Source organism: Hyphomonas sp. CACIAM 19H1, from assembly GCF_003325995.1.
In the GTDB taxonomy this organism is placed as follows: domain Bacteria; phylum Pseudomonadota; class Alphaproteobacteria; order Caulobacterales; family Hyphomonadaceae; genus Hyphomonas; species Hyphomonas polymorpha.
Map to the genome: position 1 here is coordinate 3,806,797 of NZ_CP016437.1, position 22,965 is coordinate 3,829,761.

The following is a 22,965-nucleotide window of genomic DNA, read 5'->3' on the forward strand; positions in this document are numbered from 1 at the left end:
GGCGCCCTTCCGCTGGGGACGTCAAGCGGTCTGGAGGGCGGAAGTCCGCGCAAACTTTCCAGGGGGCTGGCCAACATGGCGGCTGAACGCGGTGCTGAACGTGCTGGCCGATCCATAGCCCACCCGGCGGGCGACCTCATCCATCGGCAAGTCCTCCCGCCGCAGCAGATCCTTGGCCAGGGCCATCCGCCAGGCCAGCAGGTATTCCATGGGCCGCAGGCCGACCGTGCGGGTAAACCGGTCAAAAAAAGCAGAGCGGGAGAGGCCCGCCTCCCGGCCGAGTTCATCAATCGTCCACGGCTTCTGCGGGTCCTCATGCATCTGCCGGAGCGCCTCCGAGATGCGGACATCTGACAGCCCCCGGAGTAGTCCTGGTGTCGCATCGCCACTTTGCGATGCGCGCAGCGCCTCGATCAGCAACACTTCTACAAGGCGCTCCAGCACCAGGTCACGCCCGGCCCTCTCGCTGCTGGCTTCCTGCCCGAACAGATGCACAAGCGCCGAAAGCCGGCTGTCGCCATGAATATGGATCAAGCGCGGAAGAAGCGACACGATCAGCGCGGCATCAGGCGAGCCAAAGAGAAAATAGCCGCCCTGCAGCCGTACATCCGGCGGGCCTGACGCACGGCCGTGCTGTACTTCCTCACCGGAATGCATCGCTTTCCTTGGATCGATCCGCTTTGCAGGCGCAGGTTCAAAGCCGGACATCGTGAAGGCCGGCGTGGAAGGCAAAAGCACAAAGTCGCCTTCCTCCAGGGTGATTGCGGGCTCGCCGGCAACGGCCAGCCGGCACCGCCCTTCGAGCACTGCACAGAAGCCCGGATGTCCGAACTCGGAATAACTGACCGCCCATCTTCCGGCGCCGCTGATGCCCTTGGAGAACATCGTGCTTGGCCGCAGCAAACGGATCATCTGAGAAAGGGGGTCGATCATTTCGGACTTTTGCAAATGAAATAGAGACTATTGATTGATGATAGTCCTGATCACGCGCCTTAATCTCTTTCCTGTCAAGCATAGACAGGAAAGGAACTCTCACCATGAACACCGTCCTCATCACCGGCTGTTCGTCCGGCTATGGCCTTGAAACGGCCCGCTACTTCCATGCCCAGGGGTGGAACGTAATCGCCACCATGCGCACGCCCCGCGAAGGTATCCTGCCCCCGTCCGCCCGCATGCACGTTCTGCCTCTGGATGTGACCCGGCCGGAGAGCATTGCAGACGCGCTGGAGATGGCGGGCCCGATTGATGTTCTCGTGAACAATGCCGGTATCGGCGTTGTCGGTGCTTTCGAAGCAACGCCCATGGCGCATATCCGCAAGGTGTTTGAAACCAACACGTTCGGCGTGATGGCCGTGTGCCAGGCAGCGATACCGATGTTCCGGGCCCGGAAGTCCGGAGTGATCGTCAATGTCACCTCCAGCGTGACCCTCGCCCCGATGCCGCTGGCTGCGGCCTACACAGCCAGCAAGCAAGCGATTGAAGGCTTCACCGGATCGCTCGCCCATGAGCTGGCCTATTTCGGGGTCCGCGCCAAACTTGTGGAGCCCGGCTACGCACCAACGACACGCTTCTCGCAGAATACCGAAGTGCGCCTCGAAGATCTGATTCCGGAAAGCTATGCCGGCTTTGCTGAGCCCATCCTAGAAGGCTTTGCCACCCCCGCTCTTGTCACAAAGGAGCAGGACGTTGCCGAGACCATCTGGCGCGCCGCGCTCGATCTCACCGGCCAGCTCCGCTTCCCCGCTGGCCCGGATGCCGTGGCCCTCGCCGCAGCCTGACCGGCAATGCGCCTTCCCGCCCCTTCTCCCGGCAGGGAGAAGGGGTTAGAGGAAGACTATGACTGCCAAAGCCCCCCTCGCCTCGCCTGCGCGCCTCGCCGCCGCCCTGACGCATCTTGCCGAGACCATCGACGCGCGCGCCCTTGAAGGCGATGCCGCCTCAAGCTGGACCGCAAAACTGCTCGCCAAGGGCCCGGATGCGGCCGCTGCGAAGGTCGCCGAGGAAGGCGGGGAGCTCGCAGAGGCCGTCCGCCGGGAGAGTGACGAGCGGGTGGCGAGTGAAGCGGCCGACGTCCTCTACCATGTCTTCGTCGCGCTCCGGTCGCGCGGGGTCGCGCTCGACGCCGTGGCCGCCGCCCTGGAAAAACGCCAGGGCATTTCGGGCGTCGCCGAGAAAGCCGCGCGGCCGCCCAAGGAGTGAAAAAACTCCAACGGCGTTGGAGTTTTTGGTCGCGCGGATGGAGTATTTTTGGAGCTTCGTTGGAGCTTTTAGGCCCCTTATCCACGGGACAAGCGGGCCCTTATCCAACCCCTTACATATCTTTCGGGGCCTTGAGCCGGCGCTTCGTCTGGTGGGCATCGGCCTTCTCGCCATCGGGCTTCTCGCCGCGCATGTAATGGCGCTGCCAGCGCTCCTTCATGGCGTTCTGCTCGCCCGATTTGAGGCGGGTGTTGAAGTCTGCCCGGCTCTCGCGCCAGCCTTCATATTCCTTCACCAGCTCCGGATTGGTCTTCAGAAGCTTGCGTTCCGGGGTGATCTCTTCCAGCCGCTTGTGTTCCATAAGCGTAATGAAAGCAAAGGGTTCGCCCTTCTTGAAGATCACCTCGCCTGGCCGGGTCATCTGCCAGTTCATGGTGAAGGGAAAGGGCAGCCAGTCTGTCTCCACCAGGCCCGTCAGCGGCGCGATCCCGTCCTTCGGCCAGTTTGGCGCCCCGGTCACCCACACGCCCCAGCCGGGCGGCGTGCGGAAGAGGTGCCCGGTATGGAAAGTCACGATGCCGCGCATGAAATGGGCGTCCGCAAAGCTCGGAATCGCGCGCGGATCGCCCGTCGTCAGAAGCTGGATGTCTTCATTCCGCGGCCCGCCATTCCATTTGATCTTGATGTCCATCGGGCAGAGAATTTCCCAGCCCGTGGAGTTCGCCATCGTCAGCGGCAGGCACCGGTAGGGGTGGCGATCGGTGAAGGCATCCATCCATTCCCGGTCAGACCGGCCGGGCACGATCTCGGGGGCGACGTCGTAAATCTTATAACATTCAAGGCGCATGAATGGCTTTCCGCTTCCTGGCTGCTTGACGGGCAGGCAAAGTCCTGCCCCAAAGGACACCATGCCTGCAAGCCCTGATGACCTCTTCGCCTATCTCGACAGCCTCGGCATCGCTCACCAGACCACCTGGCATGAGGCCATGTTCACCGTCGAGCAATCCGCCGCGCTGAAGGCCGACATGCCGGGCGCCCACACGAAAAATCTTTTCCTGAAAGCCGCCGATGGTGACCTCGTCCTGATCGCCGCGGAAGCGCATAATCAACTGAAGCTCAACCAGCTGCACCGGAAGATCGGCACAAAACGCCTCTCCTTCGGCGCCCCGGATCTGATGACCGAAGTGCTCGGTGTCACGCCCGGTTCGGTCACCGCTTTTGCCCTGATGAACGACCGCCCGGCCCGCGTGCGGTTCCTCGTCGACGTGGTCCTTGCAGGCGCAGATATCGTGAACTTCCACCCGCTGACGAACACCGGAACCACGGCCATCAGCCAGGCAGATTTCCGCCGCTTCGTGGACGCGACCGGTCACAGCTTTGAAATAGTGGATTTTTCCGAGCTCTGAACCGGCCCCGCTTGACCCCATGGCCGCTTGGCGCGCAGGCTGGCGCATACGCCCTGCCTGTTTGAGCCTCGCCATGAAGCCGAAAGAGCCTGCATTCCCGTTCGAAATCGACATTCGCCTGCGCTCGCTGGACGAGCTTTTCAACTCGCTCGACCCCTCCCCCCTCGTGGACCGGGATATCGACGATGCCATCGAGGATTTCATCGTGGATTCCGTGCCGGAGGCCCCGCGCGGCGCGCAGATCTCCCTCGTGCTCCATCTGCCATCCGGCCATCTGAGCGGCATTGAGCGGGCCGCGCTGGAGCAGTCGATCACCAACTACTTCGCATTTCTGGAAGCCCGGCAGACGCGCCAGCTTAGGCTGTTCCTGAAGGAAAGCCGCCGGGACGCGCTGGTCGGCCTTCTCTTCCTGATCGCCTGCATTGCTGGCAGCCAGCTGGTCCGCGCCCTGGGACCGAATATGAGCGCAGCCCTCATCAGCGAAGGGCTGATCATCATCGGATGGGTCGCAAACTGGCGCCCCGTCGCCGCGTTCCTGTATGACTGGCGGCCAATGCGGGAGAAGGCGCGCATCTATGCCCGCCTCTCTGCCCTCCGGCTTCAGCTGCGCGAAGATATCAGGAAAGCGCCTTCGCCGTTTCCGGCTTGATGATGCCGCGATTGAGCAGTTCTTCGGCGATCTGCACGGCGTTGAGCGCAGCGCCCTTGCGCAGATTGTCCGACACGCACCAGAAGGCGAGGCCGTTCTCGGTGGTGGGGTCGTTGCGGATGCGGCTGATATAGGTCGCCCACTCGCCCACGCACTCTTTCGGCGTGATGTAGAGGTCTTCCTTGGGATCATCGACCACCATCAGGCCGGGGCTTTCGCGCAGCAGGGCGCGGCATTCATCCGCCGTCATATGGCCAATGGTTTCGATATGGACCGCTTCGGAATGGCCGACGAACACCGGTACGCGCACGCAGGTAGCGACCAGTTCGATGCTCTCGTCGACGATCTTCTTCGTCTCGACGCGCATCTTCCATTCTTCCTTGGTGTAGCCGTCATCCATGAACACATCGATCTGCGGGATCAGATTGAAGGCGATCTCTTTCGGGAAGACTTCCGCGGTAGGCTCATCGTTCACGAACACGCCGCGCGTCTGGTTCCACAGCTCGTCCATCGCGTCCTTGCCCTTGCCGGAAACCGACTGATAGGTGGCCACAACGACGCGCTTGATGCCCACAGCGTCATGGATCGGCTTCAGCGCCACGACCAGCTGGGCCGTCGAGCAGTTGGGGTTCGCGATGATGCCCTTCTTCTCATAGCCGAGCACGGCGTCAGCGTTCACTTCCGGAACGACCAGCGGCACATCCGGGTCCATCCGCCACTGCGAGGAGTTGTCGATCACGATGGCGCCCGCCTTGGCGATCTTGGGCGACCAGACCTTCGAAACAGAGCCGCCAGCCGACATCAGGACAACGTCCACCTTGCTGAAGTCGAACTGTTCGAGATCATGGCATTTCAGCGTGCGGTCGCCATAGGAGACTTCCTTGCCGATGGAGCGGCGCGAGGCGACAGCGTAGACTTCATCGGCCGGAAACAGCCGCTCATCGAGAATATTGAGGAGTTCCCGCCCAACATTGCCTGTGGCGCCGACAACCGCGATGCGCGTGCCCATGATAATCTCCTCTTGTGCTTGTTCGCGGGCTATATGGCCCATCTCGACCGCATCTTAAAGCGGCTTGTGCAATTCCCCCGCGTCGGGCAGGACTGCCCCGGGCTTAACAGGGCGGAGCTGGGATCATGCTCGACGAGATAATCCGCAAGTATATCGCCGCGTATAATGAGCGCGATATTGATGGAATGCTGTCCTATGTGACCGAAGATGTGGTGTTCGAGAACATCTCCAACACCGGCCAGTCGATGCGGCTGGAAGGCAAGGACATGATGCGCCAGGTGGCCGAAGTTTCCGGCAATGCCTTCTCCTATCGCCGCCAGCGGCTGATCAATCTCGTCTCCGGCGCGGGCAAGGCAGCCGCAGAAATCGAATTTGAAGGCCGCGCGGCCGTTGACCTTCCGACCGGCGTGAAAGCCGGCCAGTCGGTCAAGGTACGCGGGGCAAGCTTCTTCGAATTCCGCGGCCCCCTGCTCTGCCGGATTGCCGATTACAGCTAGGCAGGGAAGCGGGCGTCATACTCCGACCGCAGCCTGACCCAGTTGTCCCAGTGAGGACCTGGTTTCGTGCCCGCGAGTTTTGCTTCCAGAACATCCACATGCGCATGCCAGCCCGCCGAAACGCTGAGCAGGACATCGCGCGTCGGCGGGCGGCGATGGGTGATGGTGAGGAGCGTATCCTCGCCCTTCTGGGCCAATTCGAACAGCACATCCGACTGCACGCCCCAGCTGATGAACAGGCGGCGAGGCGGGTCTACGTCGAGAATTTTGCAGGTCATGCGGTTTTCAGCGCCCATGCCGTCTGGCCGCGCGCCCGGCGGATCGGTCAGCTCATCATTGCGCCAGACAAATTCAAACTCGGTGCCTGGAGAAAGGTCCATAACGCCCGAGGCGAGCCATTGCCGGCGCAGCTCGCTCTGCGTGAGATAGTCCCATACGCGTTCGACCGGGCCTGGCAGCAGACGCTCAAGCTTCAGAACCGTCGGCTCAACGAGTTGGCCGTAGGCGGAGGATTTCGTGGTCTGGGTCATGATTTCTTTCCTTTGGGGGATGAGGCGCTGGCATCTGCTTCGCGCAGCAGGCGTTCGAGCGTGTCGAGGCGGCCAGTCCAGAAGCGCTCATAGAAGGCAAGCCAGGATGAGGCGTCTGCGAGGGGGCCGGCCTCAAGATGGCAGACATGAGTGCGCCCGCGCACTTCACGGCGGATAAGCCCCGCCCCTTCCAGCGCCTTGATATGTTTCGAGGCCGCCGCAAGCGACATCTCGAAAGGCTCGGCAAGCTGGCTGACGGTGCGGGCACCTTCGGTCAGATCACGGAGCATATGGCGGCGGGTAGCGTCTCCCAAAGCATGGAATACGGCGTCGAGGCGGGGGGCATATAGTTCAACCATGTGGTTGAATATAGACCCCGCCCCTCAATAGTCAACCATTCGGTTGAATTATTATCAGCCCGCCGCTTTCAGCATGGGTCGGCGCAATTCCGGGCTGAGCCCTTCGCCCATCAGGTCAATGAAGTTTTCCGAATAGAAGGCGGTAATCTGCGATGGTGTGCAGCCCTGCAGGGTTTCGTCAAACCGCTTGAGGGGGTTTCGCCCGCCTTCCACATGCGGATAGTCTGACGAAAACATACAGATCTCGTCGCCTGCATTCCGGATGATCCAGCCGGCATCCTCATGCGGATAGGGCGCGGCGCGGAAGCTGCGTCGGACGATTTCGGAAGGTTTGGCCGAGAGTTTCTGAAGGCGCTCTTCATTGCGCACGAAGGCATGCGCCGCCGAATCCATCGCGCGCATCCATCCGGGAACCCAGGACGCACCAAGTTCGATGGCGCCCCATTTCAGCTTGGGGAAGCGGTCGAACACCCCGTCGAAAATCAGGGTTGCCAGCGTCTGCATCGCCGCGTTGGGAATGGGCATGTAGGATACGGAGGTGAAGTTGTCGTCACCGCCATGAAAATCCGGCACAGGCGGAAGCCCGTTCTCCTTGTAAACCGGGTTCATCTTCTCCTCGCCGCCGACATGTAAGAGGATCGGCAGACCCGCCTCCTCTGCCATGCGCCAGACCGGATCAAGGCCGATATGGCTCGGCGAATGCTTCTGCGGGCAGAGCGAGGGAACCATCAGCGCCTTTGCGCCCAGCCGAATGGCAAGCCTTGCTGTTTGCTCCGCCCTCTGAAAATCTTCCAGCGGCACATAGGCGACGGCGAGGAGGCGGCGGTCGATGGCGCAGAAATCGGTCATCATCCGGTTATGCGCGTCAGCGGCTGCGTAGCAGAGCTCCATATCGTCTGACTGGTCGAGCCCGAAATTGCCAAGACAGAAGGTGGTGAAGACAAGTTGGCTGGCAAAGCCCAGCCGGTCGAGCGCGGCGGGCCGGTCTTCACGGCGGAAAGCGCCGAGCGCTTCATAATTTTTCTTCAGCAGGATCGCCTCGCCCGCCGCTGCGCGATAGGCAGCGTCTTCATGCCGGGCCCGTTCCTCATTCATCCAGTGAGCGTGGGACTGTTTCCATTTGTAGACCGGCAGCGCGTGATAGCGCTTCAGCAGGCGGCGCTCGAAATAGGGATCGAGCACATCCGTCATCTCCATCAGATGACTGTCGGCATCATGAATGAGCCGCCCGGCAGCGTATGACATTACTTGTTTCCTCCGCTCTTGTTTTGAGCGGAGGATGTCATAAGGCGGATGGATTGTCCAAATCCGGACGGAAAAGGACGATCAGAGCGCCGCCAGGATCGCGTCTGCCATCTGGCGGGTGGTGAGGTCGCCGCCGAGATCGCGCGTGCGCGCGCCGCGATCAAGCGCCTTGCCAACGGCCGCAAAAAGCGTGTCAGCCGCTTTTTCTTTCCCCAGAGACCAGCGCAGCGCCATTTCCAACGACAGGATCGCGGCACAGGGATTGGCTATTCCCTGCCCGGCAATGTCCGGCGCAGATCCGTGAACCGGCTCATACAGACCCGGCACACCCGGCGCGCCGAGCGAGGCCGATGGCAGCATGCCGATGGACCCTGTCAGCATCGCAGCCTCGTCAGAGAGAATATCGCCGAAGAGATTGTCCGCCAGGATCACGTCAAACTGTTTGGGCGCCCGGACGAGTTCCATGGCGCAAGCATCGGCATACATATGGGATAGCTCGACACCGCCGCCGAGTTCGGCATGGGCGAGCGTCACTTCCTGGCGCCAGAAGAGACCCGACTCCATGACATTCGATTTTTCGACCGAGGTGACACGGGCATCGCGGCCGCGGGCAATCTCGAAGGCCACGCGCGCAACGCGCTCGATCTCCGGATGGGTATAGACAGCCGTATCATAGCCCCGGCGCAGGCCGCCCTGCTCGTCAATGCCGCGCGGCTGGCCGAAATAGACCCCGCCCGTCAGTTCCCGGACGATCATGATGTCGAGGCCCTCGACACGGTCTTTCTTCAGGCTGGAGGCTTCCACCAGCGCCGGAAAGCAGAAAGCCGGGCGAAGATTTGCAAAAACGTCCAGGCCCTTGCGCAAGGCAAGCAGGCCAGCCTCCGGGCGCTTGTCGCGTCCCACGCCGTTCCATTTGGGGCCGCCCACAGCGCCGAGCAGAACTGCGCTCGCCTTGCGGGCGCGCTCCAGCGTCTCATCGGTCAGCGGTGTGCCATGCGCATCGAAGCTGGCGCCGCCAACAAGGCCCTCCTCAATCTGCACATCGGGCACAAGCGCTTCAGCGATACGCCGTGCCTGAGCCACAACTTCGGGGCCAATGCCGTCACCCGGCAGCAGAAGGAGGGTCTGTCTCATGGGAATTCAACGCCTGCAATGTTCCAACACTGCGGCGCGTCTTACTGCCAGGCTGCCGATTAATCAAAAAGAATTCGGATCGACATTCTGCTTTGCCGCTGAGCCGGCGGCTTCGGCCTGAGCGGCTTGATCCTGATCCCGCTTTGCCCAATCGGACACCGTCCGGCATTCACGTTTGGCAATTTTCGAACCGGTTATGTCGAGCGTGCGGCACTCCCGCTCTTCATTTGCTGCCATGCCGGCCGGCGTACCGGCGCAGGCAACCATTGAGAGCATGGCGATGAGTGGCAAACTGCGCAGTATAGAACGAACCATAATTCCCCGCTTTCTGTGTATTTCAATTTCTAGGAAGCGATGTTGGGCAAGGCAACGAATAATCGTTGCGCCACTCTTTTTATTATTTGGGAAATAATACCCACATCATCCGGAGGCCGGGCTGCCGGAATTTTCACCAGCAGAGTGCCAGCTTCCGCTAAACGCCTGATAGGAAAATATCAGCGCGCCCGTTCCAGCCAGGGCGTGGTCAGGCGGCGCTGCTCTTCGAACCGGTCAATCTGGGAGCCGGCCGTCAGTGAGGCACCGATTTCATCAAGGCCCGCGATGAGATTCGACTTTCGGCCTGGGTCAACGTCGAAGTGATGCACTTCGCCCGACGGGGTCGTCACGGTCTGGCTTTCCAGGTCCACCGAGAAAACATGGTTCGGCCCGCCAGCTTCTGCAGCGAGCTTTTCACAAACCTCTGCCGGAAGCCGCACGGGAAGAATGCCGTTCTTGTAACAGTTGTTGTGGAAGATATCGGCGAAGGAGGGGGCGATAATGCAGGTGATGCCCTGATCGGCCAGCGCCCAGGGCGCATGCTCCCGTGAGGAGCCGCAGCCAAAATTTTCGCCCGCGATCAGGATGCTCGCCTTGGCATATTGCGGGCGATTCAGCACGAAATTCGGGTCTTCGGAGCCATCAGCGCGCGTTTTCAGCTCATAGAAGAGGCCCTTGGCCAGACCGGTGCGCTCGGTCGTCTTCAGGAACTGTTTCGGGATGATCATGTCGGTGTCGACATTGGACATGGGCTTGCCCTTGTCCATGAGCGGCGCGGCGGTTCCATCAAGGCGTGTGAAGGGGGTCATGGGGAGAGCTTCTAAACCGTCTCATGGGCAATGAACAAGGTCGGTACATTCATAGTACCGTTGCGGATGGTGAAGACCCGGCTACCGGGCTTGCGGCCCTTGCGGATCTCGGAAATGTCAAAGCCGCTGGCGGAGAGGCGCGTGTGCGCCGCCTCGATGTCTTTGACCGCCCAGGTCAGCCCCCAGAAGGTATCGGGCCGGCCGGTATCCTCTGGCTCGGACAGGCGCCGGGCAATCTCGATCGTCAGCCCGCCCGTGCGGAAAAAGATCAGGCGCACGCCCCAGTCCGGGTTGGTCCGGTCCATAGCCAGCCGCAGTCCGAGCTTTGCGCCATAGAAGGCGAGTGCCCGGTCCGGCGCTGCCGTATTGACCACCGCATGATCGAGCCCGTGGACCGCATCTGCCGCCGCTGGCGCCAGTGCAAGTGCCCCTTCCCCCGGCTCGACGACGAACACCTTGATGCCGCCAGCTTTCTCGTCGGGTAGACGCAGGCTCTGCCAGCGGCGTTCTGCGCCGGTTTCGGCGTGTCTGGAGTGTCCGGACGTGATGTCACCCGGCTCGAGCCCCCGGCGAACGAATGTCTCGCGGTCTGCCACCAGGCCGTCGCTGCCAAATGCGAGCGTGGTGAGCCCCGGCCCCTTCGCCTCAATCAGCTCTGCCAGCCGCTGGCCCCGCAGGCCCTCTCCAGCCGGTGCCAGCAGTTCAAGCGAGGTGTTGCCCAGGCGGAACAATGCCGAAGCGCCCCCGCCTTCGACCTCTGCCCGCCAGTCTGCCTTGCGGCCGAGAAGCCGTTCATACACCGCCACGCCGGAGACGATCTCCGGGCAGAGCAGCACCAGATGATCGAGCCCGGTAATCACGGCGCCTTCACGCTGGTTTGCGGCAGGCAGTCCTGCGGACCTTTGAACCCGGCCAGATCTTCCACCCGGCCCATCCATTTGCGGACATTGCCGAACGCCTGCAGGTCAATCTGCGCCTGACCGGCATAAGCCGCGATGCCATAGATATCGAGGTCGGCAATCGTGGCCCCGCCGCCCACCAGCCAGCTGCGCCCGGTGAGCAGACCGTCGAGCTCCTTCAGCGCGCCAAGAGCCGACTGCAGGTTTGCCGCCTGAACCTCCTCCGGAAATTTGAAGAAACCCAGCTTCACCGCCCGCGTGCGATAAATGCCGGTGGTAAGCGGGCCCGCGCCCCAGAACTGCCATTCCCGCGCGCGCAGGCGCTCTGACCGGTCCTTGCCGCCAAACTGGCCTGTTTCATCGGCGAGGTAATCCAGGATCACCGAAGATTGGGAAAGACAAATGTCCTTCTCATGATCGTCCAGAACCGGCACCTGACCGTAGCGGTTCTTCGCCAGGAAGGCGTCCGCCTTGTGCGCGCCCGCCCGCAGATCGACATGTTCGTAATCATGCGGCGTGTTGGTAAGGCGCAGCATAAGGCCGACTTTGTAGGTCGGCCCCGAAGGCCACATTCCATGCAGGGTAAATCGGGCCACTGAATATCCTCCGGACGTCATTATCTGACGGCACTATATCCACCAGCTGCCGGAGATTGGCGAGCCCTGCCTCTGCGGAGACCCGGCCGGATTACACGCCGTCAAACAATGCCGTCGAAAGATACCGCTCGGCAAAGCTCGCCAGGATTACCACAATGGTCTTGCCCGCCATCTCCGGCCGCTTGCCGATGCGAACGGCGGCGGCAGCCGCGGCGCCCGACGAGATGCCGCCGGGAATGCCTTCTGTCTTGGCAAGTTTGCGCGCCGTTTCAAACGCCTCCTCGTTGGAGACCTTCACGATCTCGTCGATCAGGCTCGTATCGGCATTGCCGGGCACAAAGCCCGCGCCGATGCCCTGGATCATGTGCGGTCCGGGCTGGCCCCCCGAGAGCACGGGCGAGGCTTCCGGCTCAATGGCGAACATCTTCAGTCCCGGCTTGCGCGGCTTCAGGATATGGCCCACGCCGGTGAAGGTGCCGCCCGTGCCTATGCCGGAGACGATGGCATCGACTGCGCCGGCCGTATCGGCCCAGATTTCCTCGGCGGTTGTCTTTTCATGGATTGCCGGATTGGCCGGATTGTCGAACTGGCTGGGGCTGACCGAGCCGGGAATTTCAGCCAGCAGTTCCTTGGCCCGGGCGATGGCGCCGCCCATCCCCTTCTCTTTCGGGGTCAGCACCAGCTCTGCGCCGAGATAAGCGAGCATCTTGCGCCGCTCGATCGACATCGATTCCGGCATGGTGAGGATCAGGCGATAGCCCCGCGCGGCGGCCACGAAAGCGAGACCAATACCGGTATTGCCGGAGGTCGGCTCGATCAGTACGCCGCCCGGCTTCAGCTTGCCTTCAGTCTCCAGCCCAAGCACCATGGCAAGACCGATCCGGTCTTTCACGCTGGCGAGCGGATTGAAGAATTCGAGCTTGAACAGGAGATCGGCGCCGACGCCTTCCGCCTTGGCAAATTTCTCGGCGCGAACCAGAGGCGTGGAGCCAACCGTCTCCAGGATCGAGCCATAGACCCGCCCGCGCGGGCCATCCAGCGTTACGCCGCCGTCGAGCTTGACTGTTCCGGTCATGACTTTCTCCCTTCAGAGCTTTTCTGAAGGGAGAATATCGGGCCGCGCGGCCGCAATGGCAACCGCGGCAGCGTTTAGCAGACCTAAACCCAGCTCAGCAGGTCGCGCAGCTGCCGCCAACGGATTCCAGCAGGCGGGCGTCCTTGTCCATCGCCGGGTTGGCGGTGGTCAGCAGGCGGTCGCCCACGAAGATCGAGTTGGCGCCGGCGAGAATGCAGAGCGCCTGGCCTTCGGAACTCATGGTTTCGCGCCCTGCGGACAGGCGCACCCAGCTTTTCGGGAACACGATGCGGCAGACAGCGATGGCCCGGGCGAGTTCCAGCGTGTCGAGCTCTTCGCTGTTTGCCAGCGGTGTGCCTTCGATCGGCACCAGCTTGTTGACCGGCACACTTTCCGGATGCGGGCTAAGCAGGGAGAGCTCATGGATCAGGCCGACCCGGTCAGAGCGCGACTCGCCCATGCCGAGGATGCCGCCGCAGCACAGCTTGATACCCGCCTGACGGGCACGGCCCAACGTCTCGATGCGGTCGTCAAACGTCCGTGTCGTGACGACGGTGCTGTAATACTCGCGCGAGGTGTCGAGGTTGTGATTGTAATAGTCGAGGCCCGCTTCCTTCAGCGCTTCGGCCTGGCCCTCTTCGAGCATGCCGAGCGTGACGCAGGTTTCGAGGCCTTCAGCCTTCACAGCGGAAATCATCTCAGCCACTTTCGGCAGGTCGCGATCCTTCAGCGAGCGCCAGGCAGCGCCCATGCAGAAACGGTCCGCGCCATTTGCCTTGGCGCGGCGGGCCGCATCGACCACCTCTTCCACCGGCATCAGTTTTTCAGCCTTGAGGCCCGTCTTGAAGCTGGCCGACTGGCTGCAATAGCCGCAATTCTCGGCGCAGCCGCCGGTCTTGATGGAGAGCAGCTGGGATTTCTGCACCTTTCCATCCGGCCAGTTGGCGGCCTTGACGGCCAGGGCGCGCGCAAACAGCTGATCGAGCGGCAGCTCATACAGCGCTGCGATTTCCTCGCGGGTCCAGTTCTGGCGGGGGGTGAGGTCAGCAGAAGTCATGAGGCGATTTCCTGATCAGTTAACGGATTATCCGAGCACGCCATTGATGGCAGCGCGGGCGGCCAGCGTGGGGCTCATCAGGTGAGTACGCCCACCCCTGCCCTGCCGGCCTTCGAAATTGCGGTTGGATGTGGAGGCGCAGCGCTCACCGGGCGAGAGAATGTCCGGGTTCATGCCAAGGCACATGGAGCAGCCCGGCTCCCGCCATTCAAAGCCGGCTTCCATCAGAATGAGGTCGAGACCTTCGGCTTCGGCCTGCGCGCGCACAAGGCCAGAGCCCGGCACGACCATGGCGCGCACACCTGGGGCCACCTTGTTGCCCTTGGCAACGTCTGCGGCGGCGCGCAGGTCTTCGATGCGGCTGTTGGTGCAGGAGCCGATGAACACGCGCTGCACCGGCGTGCCCGCAATCGGTTTGCCGCCTTCAAGGCCCATATATTCCAGCGCCCGCTCGCAGGCGGCGCGCTTGACCGGATCGGCAAAATCTTCCGGCTTCGGAATAAGCCCTGAGAGCGGAATGCCCTGTTCCGGGCTGGTGCCCCAGGTCACGGTCGGCTCAACTTCTTCGCCTTTGATGTGGATCACCGTATCGAACACGGCGCCTTCATCGGTGAACAGCGTGCGCCAGTATTTCTCGGCCACTTCCCAGGCGCCGCCCTTGGGCGAGGACGGGAGGCCCTTCATATAGTCGAACGTCACCTCATCCGGCGCGATGAGACCTGCGCGGGCGCCGCCCTCGATGGAGAGGTTGCAGAGCGTCATGCGGCCTTCCATCGACAGCGCGCGAACAGCTTCGCCGCGATACTCGATCACATGGCCGGTGCCGCCGGCCGTGCCGGTGATGGCGATGACGTGCAGCGCAAGATCCTTGGCCGTCACCCCATCGCGCAGGCGGCCGGAGACTTCCACCGCCATATTCTTCATCTTGCGCGCGCGCAGGGTCTGCGTGGCCAGCACATGTTCGACTTCCGAGGTGCCGATGCCATGGGCCAGCGCGCCAAAGGCGCCATGGGTGGAGGTATGGCTGTCGCCGCATACGATGGTCATGCCGGGCTGGGTGCGCCCCTGTTCCGGGCCGACGACATGGACGATGCCATTATTGATGTCGCCCATCGGGAAGAATTCGATGCCATGTTCGGCCACGTTCCGCGTCAGCGTTTCCAACTGGTTGCGCGCTTCGGGGTCTTTCACGCCGGCAAGGCCAAGGGCCTGGTTCTCGGTAGGGGTGTTGTGATCGGCAACCGCCAGCGTCAGCTCCGGCCGGCGCACCTTGCGGCCCGCAGATTTGAGACCGGCAAAAGCCTGAGGCGTGGTGACCTCATGGATGAGGTGAAGGTCGATATAGAGAAGGCTCTCGCCCGACTGCGCGTCGGTGTGCACGACGTGGGATTCCCAGATTTTGTCGTAGAGCGTCTTAGGGGACATTTCGGCCTCTCACTTTCGCGGCGCACAATAACGCTGAAGCGCACATAGGGAAGACTTGCCCATGCGAAAACGCCCTCCGCGAAGGGAGGGCGTTTCACATAGCTGATATGTTTCAGCCAGAAGCTTACGCTTCACCGCCCTCGGCGGGAGCTTCTGCAGCGGCGGCGGCTTCAGCCGCAGCGGCCTCGGCAGCAGCAGCGTCAGCCTTGGCCTTTTCGGCGCGGGCCTGGGCAGCAGCTTCCTTACGGTTTGCTTTCTCGGCGTCTTTCTGGCGGCGGCGCTCGGTTTTCGAGACAGCAACTTCCTGCACCTCGATGCCGTGGCCGGTCGTACGCTCGGCGATACGGGCACCTTTGCCGCGCAGGTCGCGCAGATAGTAGAGCTTCGCGCGGCGCACGCGGCCTTTGCGGAGCACTTCGATCGAGTCGATCAGCGGAGAAACCAGCGGGAAAACGCGCTCAACGCCTTCACCGAAGGAAATCTTGCGGACCGTGAAGCTCTCATTGATGCCACCGCCAGAGCGGGCAATGCACACGCCTTCATAGCGCTGGACGCGCTCACGGTCGCCTTCCTTGATCTTCACGTTCACGGCGAGGGTGTCGCCGGGGGAAAATTGCGGGATTTTCTTGTCGCCGAGTACGCGCGCGATTTCAGCGGTCTCAAGCTCTTTAATCAGGTTCATCGCCAGTCTCCGGCGCATTAGAGGTCGGGGTTTCGGAGTAAGCGGCGTATAAATCGGGGCGGCGCTCAAAAGTCAACGCCTTTGAGCGGCTGATTCGCCACTCTTCTATACGCCTGTGGTCGCCGGACAGCAAAACTTCCGGTGTCTTGTGGCCTTCCCACTCTCTGGGAAGGGTGTACTGGGGATATTCGAGGAGGCCATTCTCGAAAGATTCCCCTGTTATTGAAGCAGAATTTCCTGCCACGCCGGGAAGAAGGCGGATCGCCGCCTCCAGCATGGCCATTGCGGCGACATCCCCGCCGGCCAGAACGAAATCTCCGAGGGACACTTCCTGCATATCCCGCGCTTCTATGGCGCGTTCGTCCAGGCCCTCAAACCGGCCGCAGAAAAGAATGACACCCGGCCCGGCGGCCCAATCGCGGGCCATTTTCTGATCAAACCGGCGTCCGCGCGGGGACAGATAGATGACAGGCCGGGACACTGGCTGGGCCGTTTCGGACAAATCCGGACACTTCCGGACACTATCGACTGCTGCGGCGGCCACATCCGGACGCAAAACCAGCCCTGCCCCACCCCCGGCGGGCGTGTCGTCCACCTTGCGATGCTTGCCGAGGCCGAACTGGCGCAGATCGACCGTTTCCAGATCCCAGATGCCTTCGGCGCGCGCGCGCCCGAGGATCGAGGCGCCGAGTGGCCCCGGCCAGGCTTCCGGGATGAGGGTGATGGCTGTGGCCTTGAACATGGGCGCCCTTTAGCGCGGGCCGGGCCCCGCGTCACCCGCCTGCTGGCTCTGGGTCCGTATCTGGCGCCTTGGCATTCAGCGGGACAGCGCCGCCGCCATTGCCGAACATCAGTTCGCGGCCTGCAAAGGTGCCGCCGGTTAGCTGGAGGGCGAAGCGTTCCTCGTCGCGGCGGCGGACTTCTTCGATGGCGTCGGTGATGGCGTCTTCCGGTTCGCCCAGCCGGTCCAGCGCGGCATGGGCGAATTTGAGGGCGGATTCGAAGGTTTCGCGGACGGGATAGTCAGCCCCTGCCCGGACAAGCTGGAGGCCGTGATCCCGGTCATAAGCCCGCGCCAGAAGGAGGGCGCCGGGAAATTCGTGTCGGACGAGCTCCACAATCTTTGTGGCAGCGGCCTGGTCATCGACGCAGACGAGAATGAGACTGGCATGGTGGGCGCCGGCGGCGTGGAGAATGTCCAGTCGCGCGCCATCGCCATACCAGACCTTGAAGCCGAAATCGGCCGCTGCCCGGATCATGTCCGGATCATTATCAATGAGGGTGATTGTGTAGCCACGCGCCAGCAGCGGCTGGCTGACGACCTGGCCGAAGCGGCCAAAGCCGATCAGCAGGGCGGTGCCGCGCGCATCATGCGGGGTTTCAACGCCCGAAGCATCGACCTCCACTTCCGGCATCAGCCGGTCATGCACCAGGACGAAGAGCGGCGTCATCAGCATCGACACGATAATGATGGCCGTGAGCATGGCGCTGCCTTCCGGATCAATGATGCCGACGGCGAGGGCGGCGGCATAGAGAACGAAGGCAAACTCGCCGCCCTGGGTCATCAGCACGGTGCGTTCGATGGCTTCCCGGTGGCCGGCCTTGAACAGGCGGGCAACGCCATAGACGCCGGCGGCCTTGAGCAGGGTGAAGGCGACCACGCTGATGGCGATGACCTGCCAGTTGGCGGCGACCACGTTGAGATCCAGTGACATGCCGACGGCGAGGAAAAAGAGGCCGAGCAGGACGCCCCGGAAGGGCTCGATATCGGCCTCAAGCTCGTGCCGGTAAGACGATTCTGACAGCAGCACGCCGGCCAGGAAGGCGCCCATGGCGGTGGAAAGGCCGCCCAGCTGCATCCACCAGGCGGCGCCCAGGACCAGAAGCAGCGAAGCGGCGGTCATCACTTCGCGGGCGCGGGCCGCCGCCAGCACGCGGAAGATCGGGTTCAGCAGATAGCGCCCGGCCAGGACGAGGCCAAGAATACAGCCAAGGCCGATGACCACGCCCATGAAACGGTCTGTCAGCGTCACCTCTTCCCCACCCGGCGCGAGGAAGGCAACGAGCGCCAGAAGGGGCACAATGGCGAGATCCTCAAACAGCAGGATAGAGACCATCTTCTGGCCGCGCGGCTTGGCGAGGTCTCCCCGCTCCTGCAGCATCTGCATCACGATGGCGGTGGAGGTGAGGACAAAGCCCGTGCCGGCGATCAGGGATGTTTGCGCAGAATAGCCAAGCGCCATCCCGACCCAGGACAAGAGCACGATACAGAGGCCGACCTGGGCAAAGCCGAGGCCGAAGATTTCCTTCCGCATGGACCAGAGCCGTGAGGGCTGCATCTCCAGCCCCACGATGAAAAGGAACATCACCACGCCGAGTTCGGCGACATGCAGGATGGCCGTCGGCTCGGTGAACACCCGGAAGCCGAAGGGGCCGATGATGAGGCCGGCGGCGAGATATCCGAGCACGGACCCGAAGCCGATGCGCTTGAACAGGGGCACGGCCAGCACGGCAGATCCGAGCAAAATGACGACCGGGGCGAGATCCACCGCATGGGCGGCGTGCGTTTCAGTAGCCATCTGGTTCCCCTTGCGGTCAGCCTGAGGCTCAGTCTTAGAGGGATTGGCGGCAGGCGCAACGACTGGCTGGCCCGGCGGCCTGCCCGCGCAGCATGGGTGGCAGGCGCCCCGATTTGCGGTTATGAGGCGAGACCTCCACAAGGCTGACCCATGAGCACAGCGCCTCAGCTTACCGTCCTCATCCCCTTCTTCAATGAAGCCGGCAACATCCATCCGGTGATCGATGAGGTGCATTCAGCCCTTGCCGGCATCGATTTCGAGATTGTCTGCGTCAATGATTGCTCAGCCGACGCGACCGGGGCGGAGCTGGCCGAAGCCAGGGCGCGCCATCCGGAAACGGTGACCGTGCTGACCCATGTGCAGCGCCGGGGCAAATCCGCCGCGCTGTTCACCGGCCTCAAATCAGCGCGCGGACAATGGGTGCAGCTGCTGGACGGGGATGGGCAAAACGACCCGGCCGACACAGCCCGGCTGTGGCAGGAGATCATTGCGCCGGGCGCGCCGCCACGCCTGGGCATCATTGCCGGCAAACGCAACAGCCGCAACGATTCAGGCTTCAAATGGGTACAGTCGCGCATCGCCAATGGCGTGCGCCGGTTTGTGCTTCAGGATGATGCCAAGGATACCGGCTGCGGCTGGAAACTGATCCGCACTTCGGCGTTCAGAGACCTGCCCTTCTTTGCCTCGATGCACCGTTTCCTCCCGGCCCTGATCAAGCGGGCCGGATGGGAGGTGCGCGAGGAGCTGGTGAATGATCGCCCGCGCTTGGCCGGGCAATCCAAATACGGATTCCTAGGCCGCCTGGGCGCGGGCATATTCGACCTGATCGGCATGTTCTGGCTGATCCGGCGCGGCGGATATGGCATTGCCGCCGAGTGGAATGATCCGCGCGCGAACGGTTAGTCCCGGTCGCGGCGCGGGCCGTCGCCTCTGGAGATACCGCCGCCGCGGCCTTCTCCGCCACGGCCGCCCCGTTCGACGCGCGGGGGCGGCGCTGGCCGAGATACCGCTGTTGGCGGAGGTGCGGGAGGCGATGAGACTGACGGCGCGGGGGTGGGCGCAGCGCTGCCACCGCGGCGGCCACTGTCTCCCCGCCACCCGCCATCACCTCCGCCGCCGCCACGGCGCGGTGTATCGGCAGCCGGGCGTGTTCCGCCGCCTCCGGGCGCACCCAGAAGCGCGCCATCACCGCCGGGCCTGCGGCCTTCACCGCGCCCGCCGCCTCGGTCCGGACGGCCCGACGGGGCCGAAGGGCTGACCACCGGGGGTGAGGACGGCGTTACCGATCCGGCGTCACGGTTGCCACTCCAATCGCCTCTTCCGTCTCCGCGACCACGGCTATCGGCGCGCGGGCCTCTATCATCGCGGGGCGGTGTTACGATGGCAGCGCCGCCATCGCGGGCGCCGCCGCTCCAGCTGCCGCTTCTGCCCCGATCGCCGCGACGGGGATCTGTCGGAATTGCACTGGTATCGGCGCGCGGGGGACGCCCGCCTCCCGTCCGCGGACCATCCGTCCTGGGAGTTTCTGCACGGGGGCCATCTCTACGAGACCCGTCCGTACGCGGCCCATCGGGGCGTGAGCCATCGCTCCGCCATCCGTCGCGCCCGCGCCCGTCGCCGCGATCACTGCCGGGGCCACGGCCACCTCCGGTCCAGCCGCTATCGCGGCCTGGTCCCCGTCCGGGGTCTCCCCGCCAATCCGGCTTGCGGCGCCAGTCTTCCCGGTGGCCTCTGCGGTCCCAGTGTTTGTGGCTCTTGCCCCAATGGGTTTTCCAATAGGTGTTGATAATGACCGGGCGCGGATGAACGCGGTAGGTGTAGGAGACATAGCGCGGACCGCCGACAGGGCGCCAGGCAAAGCCGTAGGGATCGTACCCCCAACGCGGATCGTAATAACCAAAGCGCCAATAATCGGGCGAATAGCCATAATGCTGAACACTGACGCGGACGGTGCTGGAATAGCCGTAATTCCAGGTGTCGTAGCCATAGGACTGGTTGTGCGCGTAGCGGATGTAGCCGTTATTGTCGCGCGTGAACATCAAGCCATGCTGGGCCTCGGTATATTCGAAGATCGGACGGATGGAGGAGACGCGGCCGTTGAGATCAAACCAGCCGAGATCGGGCACATCTTCGCGGATGAATACGCAGCGGCCGGTGAAGTCCGCATGCTCACAGAGTTCCCACTGGCCGGCCAGAACCGCGACCGAGCGAGGGCGGTCGTTGAAGGCCAGGTCGTGCAGAGAGCCGAAGGGGTCGAAAGCTTCGCGCACATCTCCCTGGAAATTTTGCGAGGAGAACAGCGCGATGGCTGCCGGGGGCTGGTAGTCATCATAATAGCCATCCTGCGCGAGCGCCGGGAGGGCAGCCGCCGCCGGAAGCGAGAGGACAAGCGCGAAATACCGGATCGAGACCCGCATGAGGGCTCCTTTCGTCCATTACGCCCTCAGAATGACACGGGCCACCTGAATGGACCGCAACAAACTGCAATTTTTATGCAGCCGGTATGTCAGGCCTCGTCGTCATCGGGGTTCGCCCAGAGAGCGAGTTCGGGGATGACGATGCGGCGGGCGGCCATGTCGATCACCGGCACATCGGCGCGGGTGAACGGCACATAGACGGTGGCCTGGGCGCCGGGGATCTCGATTTCGAGGAGGTCATCGGAGCCGAAATTCTGAACGGCGCGGACGCGGCCTTCCGGCGTATCGCCAACAGTATAGACGGACATGCCGATCAGGTCTTCGAAGTAGAATTCGTCTTCATCGGCTTCCGGCAGACGGTCGCGGGAGACATGAACGAGGCAGCCGCGCAGCGCGTCCCATTCTTCCTTCTGAAGGTTTTCCTTCGGGCGGACGATGAAATGGTCCTTGCCCGGCCGGGCCGATAGCGGGGTCACCAGTACCTTGCCGGCCTCGTCCATCAGGGGGCCATAGGTGAAGAGGGCGTCCGGGTCAGCGGTGAAGCTTTTCACCCGCACCTCGCCACGAACACCATGGGCGCCCTTCAGGACGCCCATGGGAATAAGTCTGTCAGTCTTTGCTTTTGCGCTCATGCGCGCTTGTTAGCGGCAAACCACGTCGGAGAGAACGGGGCCAGGTGCTTTATAGACCGCTTCATAAAACCCCATGCTCTGGCAGAAGCGGGTGGCAGCGCCTGAGCCGTCATTGATGCGGCGGCCATTGGTGGTCGGCGTGGGGAAAAACACGGTCTGCTCCCCCTGGAAACCGCCGCGCGTATCCTGCACCGGGCCGGTGACCGGCGGGATGGGGCGGCGCCACGGGCCTTCGCGGCGCACATCATAGCGGCGGAAAGAAGTGATCTTGTCGTTGAGGCCGATCGAGGAAAGATTTCCGGTAGACGCCTCCAGCAATTCGCACTGGCCGCGATAATCGGCATGTTCGCAGACCAGCCAGTCGCCGCGGTTGATCATGATGGAGCTGGCTGTGTCGTTGAAGCGGTATTGGGAGAGGTCTGCCACACCCTCGTCAAAGCCCACAAAAGCGCCGCCATAATTGCCATCCGCGAAGAGGGCGATGTCATAGCTGCGGGGGCCTTTGTCATAGGGCACGCGCTTGGCCGAGGAGATGGCGCCGGAAAGGCCGATCTCTCCGAGATTGCGCACCGAGCGGTCGATATATTCGCAGCGGCCTTTGTAGTTGCCATCGGCGCAGACCATCCAGACGCCGCCGCGCACATCAATGCTGCGGGCCTTGTCGTTGAAGCGGATGGTATTGAAATTCGGCTGGTCGCCGGTGAGTTCCACCGCTTCGCCGCGCAGGTTCGTATCCGAATAGAGCGTGATGCCGGGCGGGCCGGAGGGGGCGCCGCCGCCACGCTGCGCAAGGGCCACGGGGCTGATGGCGGCAGCGGCAAGGCCGGCGGCCAGAAGCAGGCGGGACAGGGCGGACGTGAACATGAAGCCAGGCTCCTTTTGATCTTCGCGTCTAGACTTCGCATGGATGATCTGAACGATCTGTGCAGCCGCTGTTGGCCAACGTTCAGATCAGCACGAAAGAAAAGACCGGCGCCCCAGAGGAACGCCGGCCGTTTCAGGAGATGGCAAAAGCCGGAAGCTTAGCTTTCGGTTGCTTCTTCGGCCGGGGCCTCGGCAGCTGCGGCGCGGGCAGCTGCTTTCTCGGCGCGCTCTTTCGCGCGCTCCTGGGCTTTCTTGCCGGGCTCGGCTTTCTTCGGGTTGTTGCCGTGCGTCCAGGTTGCCACAGGCTTGCCGTCAACTTCGACTTTGGAGAGGAAGCGGGCGACGCGGTCGGTCGGCTGGGCGCCTTTCTTGATCCAGTCGGCGGCTTTTTCAGCGTCAACCTTCACGCGGTCCGGGGAGTCTTTGGCAATACGCGGATCATAGGTGCCGATCTTTTCGATGAAGCGGCCATCACGCGGGGCGCGCGCGTCGGCAACGACGATCGAATAGAAGGGGCGTTTTTTCGAGCCGCCACGGGCGAGCCGGATTTTGAGTGACATGGGGATCTCCTGTAAGTCTTGTCTCTC

General features: G+C 63.0%; 27 protein-coding genes. 6 read left to right on the plus strand and 21 right to left on the minus strand.

Annotation, left to right across the window (positions count from 1 at the left end; translation table 11 throughout):
- Positions 1-21: 21 nt before the first annotated feature.
- On the minus strand, positions 22-933 hold the full coding sequence (locus BBF93_RS17915) for an AraC family transcriptional regulator (protein WP_114106778.1): 912 nt from the start codon (positions 931-933) through the stop codon (positions 22-24).
- A 104-nt stretch (positions 934-1,037) separates the two neighbouring features.
- Between BBF93_RS17915 and BBF93_RS17920 the strand changes: the two genes are divergently transcribed.
- Together BBF93_RS17920 and hisE are read left to right on the plus strand one after the other, a co-directional pair.
- On the plus strand, positions 1,038-1,778 hold the full coding sequence (locus BBF93_RS17920) for an SDR family oxidoreductase (protein ID WP_114106779.1): 741 nt from the start codon (positions 1,038-1,040) through the stop codon (positions 1,776-1,778).
- A gap of 58 nt (positions 1,779-1,836) precedes the next feature.
- Positions 1,837-2,199, plus strand: a complete 363-nt coding sequence (gene hisE, locus BBF93_RS17925; RefSeq protein WP_114106780.1) for a phosphoribosyl-ATP diphosphatase — start codon at positions 1,837-1,839, stop codon at positions 2,197-2,199.
- A gap of 112 nt (positions 2,200-2,311) precedes the next feature.
- Here the strand turns inward: hisE and BBF93_RS17930 are convergent, their stop codons facing one another.
- Positions 2,312-3,046 carry a DUF6065 family protein gene (locus BBF93_RS17930; RefSeq protein ID WP_114107143.1) on the minus strand — a complete coding sequence of 245 codons (735 nt, stop codon included), beginning with the start codon at positions 3,044-3,046 and terminating at the stop codon, positions 2,312-2,314.
- 61 nt (positions 3,047-3,107) lie between these two features.
- Here BBF93_RS17930 and BBF93_RS17935 point away from each other — a divergent pair, with 61 nt between their 5' ends.
- Together BBF93_RS17935 and BBF93_RS17940 are read left to right on the plus strand one after the other, a co-directional pair.
- Positions 3,108-3,605 (plus strand): prolyl-tRNA synthetase associated domain-containing protein, encoded by a 498-nt coding sequence (locus BBF93_RS17935; protein ID WP_114106781.1) that lies wholly within the window; start codon positions 3,108-3,110, stop codon positions 3,603-3,605.
- A 73-nt stretch (positions 3,606-3,678) separates the two neighbouring features.
- Positions 3,679-4,254, plus strand: a complete 576-nt coding sequence (locus BBF93_RS17940) for a hypothetical protein (protein ID WP_114106782.1) — start codon at positions 3,679-3,681, stop codon at positions 4,252-4,254.
- Here BBF93_RS17940 and BBF93_RS17945 read toward each other — a convergent pair.
- Positions 4,223-5,263: an aspartate-semialdehyde dehydrogenase gene (locus BBF93_RS17945; RefSeq protein WP_114106783.1), complete on the minus strand. Its 1,041-nt coding sequence runs from the start codon at positions 5,261-5,263 to the stop codon at positions 4,223-4,225. The two genes, BBF93_RS17940 and BBF93_RS17945, sit on opposite strands and share 32 nt — an antisense overlap.
- Positions 5,264-5,388: 125 nt before the next feature.
- Here BBF93_RS17945 and BBF93_RS17950 point away from each other — a divergent pair, with 125 nt between their 5' ends.
- Positions 5,389-5,760, plus strand: coding sequence for a nuclear transport factor 2 family protein (locus BBF93_RS17950; protein ID WP_035597207.1), 372 nt, complete (start codon positions 5,389-5,391; stop codon positions 5,758-5,760).
- Here BBF93_RS17950 and BBF93_RS17955 read toward each other — a convergent pair.
- The 14 genes from BBF93_RS17955 to BBF93_RS18020 all read right to left on the minus strand — a co-directional run bounded on the left by BBF93_RS17955 (position 5,757) and on the right by BBF93_RS18020 (position 18,465).
- Positions 5,757-6,290 carry an SRPBCC family protein gene (locus BBF93_RS17955; protein ID WP_114106784.1) on the minus strand — a complete coding sequence of 178 codons (534 nt, stop codon included), beginning with the start codon at positions 6,288-6,290 and terminating at the stop codon, positions 5,757-5,759. The two genes, BBF93_RS17950 and BBF93_RS17955, sit on opposite strands and share 4 nt — an antisense overlap.
- Positions 6,287-6,649: a helix-turn-helix transcriptional regulator gene (locus tag BBF93_RS17960; RefSeq protein WP_114106785.1), complete on the minus strand. Its 363-nt coding sequence runs from the start codon at positions 6,647-6,649 to the stop codon at positions 6,287-6,289. Before BBF93_RS17960 ends, BBF93_RS17955 begins: the two co-directional genes overlap by 4 nt.
- Positions 6,650-6,703: 54 nt before the next feature.
- Positions 6,704-7,894 carry an amidohydrolase family protein gene (locus BBF93_RS17965; protein ID WP_114106786.1) on the minus strand — a complete coding sequence of 397 codons (1,191 nt, stop codon included), beginning with the start codon at positions 7,892-7,894 and terminating at the stop codon, positions 6,704-6,706.
- A gap of 81 nt (positions 7,895-7,975) precedes the next feature.
- Complete coding sequence (gene leuB, locus BBF93_RS17970; RefSeq protein ID WP_035597215.1) at positions 7,976-9,028, minus strand: 3-isopropylmalate dehydrogenase; 1,053 nt, start codon at positions 9,026-9,028, stop codon at positions 7,976-7,978.
- Positions 9,029-9,091: 63 nt separating this feature from the next.
- Positions 9,092-9,343 carry a hypothetical protein gene (locus BBF93_RS17975; protein WP_157532750.1) on the minus strand — a complete coding sequence of 84 codons (252 nt, stop codon included), beginning with the start codon at positions 9,341-9,343 and terminating at the stop codon, positions 9,092-9,094.
- Between the two features lie 179 nt (positions 9,344-9,522).
- Positions 9,523-10,152 (minus strand): 3-isopropylmalate dehydratase small subunit, encoded by a 630-nt coding sequence (gene leuD / locus BBF93_RS17980; RefSeq protein WP_114106787.1) that lies wholly within the window; start codon positions 10,150-10,152, stop codon positions 9,523-9,525.
- Between the two features lie 11 nt (positions 10,153-10,163).
- The gene (locus BBF93_RS17985; RefSeq protein ID WP_114106788.1) at positions 10,164-11,012 is read right to left on the minus strand and encodes a VOC family protein; all 849 of its coding nucleotides are present in this window, start codon (positions 11,010-11,012) and stop codon (positions 10,164-10,166) included.
- Entirely contained in the window at positions 11,009-11,647 is a 639-nt protein-coding gene (locus BBF93_RS17990; protein WP_162786625.1) for a glutathione S-transferase family protein, read from the minus strand. Before BBF93_RS17990 ends, BBF93_RS17985 begins: the two co-directional genes overlap by 4 nt.
- 91 nt (positions 11,648-11,738) lie before the next feature.
- Positions 11,739-12,722 carry a cysteine synthase A gene (cysK, locus tag BBF93_RS17995; RefSeq protein WP_114106790.1) on the minus strand — a complete coding sequence of 328 codons (984 nt, stop codon included), beginning with the start codon at positions 12,720-12,722 and terminating at the stop codon, positions 11,739-11,741.
- 94 nt (positions 12,723-12,816) lie between these two features.
- Entirely contained in the window at positions 12,817-13,779 is a 963-nt protein-coding gene (gene bioB / locus BBF93_RS18000; RefSeq protein WP_035597231.1) for a biotin synthase BioB, read from the minus strand.
- 27 nt (positions 13,780-13,806) lie between these two features.
- Positions 13,807-15,204 (minus strand): 3-isopropylmalate dehydratase large subunit, encoded by a 1,398-nt coding sequence (gene leuC, locus BBF93_RS18005; protein ID WP_114106791.1) that lies wholly within the window; start codon positions 15,202-15,204, stop codon positions 13,807-13,809.
- A 124-nt stretch (positions 15,205-15,328) separates the two neighbouring features.
- Positions 15,329-15,886, minus strand: coding sequence for a 50S ribosomal protein L19 (gene rplS, locus BBF93_RS20105; protein WP_035597234.1), 558 nt, complete (start codon positions 15,884-15,886; stop codon positions 15,329-15,331).
- Positions 15,873-16,628, minus strand: a complete 756-nt coding sequence (gene trmD / locus BBF93_RS18015; RefSeq protein WP_114106792.1) for a tRNA (guanosine(37)-N1)-methyltransferase TrmD — start codon at positions 16,626-16,628, stop codon at positions 15,873-15,875. The genes rplS and trmD overlap by 14 nt, the downstream gene beginning before the upstream one ends.
- 31 nt (positions 16,629-16,659) lie before the next feature.
- Positions 16,660-18,465 carry a monovalent cation:proton antiporter-2 (CPA2) family protein gene (locus BBF93_RS18020; RefSeq protein WP_114106793.1) on the minus strand — a complete coding sequence of 602 codons (1,806 nt, stop codon included), beginning with the start codon at positions 18,463-18,465 and terminating at the stop codon, positions 16,660-16,662.
- A 150-nt stretch (positions 18,466-18,615) separates the two neighbouring features.
- On the opposite strand from BBF93_RS18020, the gene BBF93_RS18025 reads away from it, so the two are divergent.
- Positions 18,616-19,368 carry a glycosyltransferase family 2 protein gene (locus BBF93_RS18025; protein WP_114106794.1) on the plus strand — a complete coding sequence of 251 codons (753 nt, stop codon included), beginning with the start codon at positions 18,616-18,618 and terminating at the stop codon, positions 19,366-19,368.
- On the opposite strand, the gene BBF93_RS18030 is transcribed toward BBF93_RS18025, so the two are convergent.
- From BBF93_RS18030 to rpsP, 4 genes are all read right to left on the minus strand, one after another.
- Positions 19,365-20,882 carry a beta/gamma crystallin-related protein gene (locus BBF93_RS18030; RefSeq protein ID WP_114106795.1) on the minus strand — a complete coding sequence of 506 codons (1,518 nt, stop codon included), beginning with the start codon at positions 20,880-20,882 and terminating at the stop codon, positions 19,365-19,367. The two genes, BBF93_RS18025 and BBF93_RS18030, sit on opposite strands and share 4 nt — an antisense overlap.
- 89 nt (positions 20,883-20,971) lie before the next feature.
- Positions 20,972-21,514, minus strand: a complete 543-nt coding sequence (rimM, locus tag BBF93_RS18035) for a ribosome maturation factor RimM (protein WP_051612468.1) — start codon at positions 21,512-21,514, stop codon at positions 20,972-20,974.
- Between the two features lie 9 nt (positions 21,515-21,523).
- Entirely contained in the window at positions 21,524-22,378 is an 855-nt protein-coding gene (locus BBF93_RS18040; RefSeq protein ID WP_051612469.1) for a beta/gamma crystallin-related protein, read from the minus strand.
- 158 nt (positions 22,379-22,536) lie between these two features.
- Positions 22,537-22,938 carry a 30S ribosomal protein S16 gene (rpsP, locus tag BBF93_RS19985; protein WP_199285909.1) on the minus strand — a complete coding sequence of 134 codons (402 nt, stop codon included), beginning with the start codon at positions 22,936-22,938 and terminating at the stop codon, positions 22,537-22,539.
- Between the last annotated feature and the right edge of the window lie 27 nt (positions 22,939-22,965).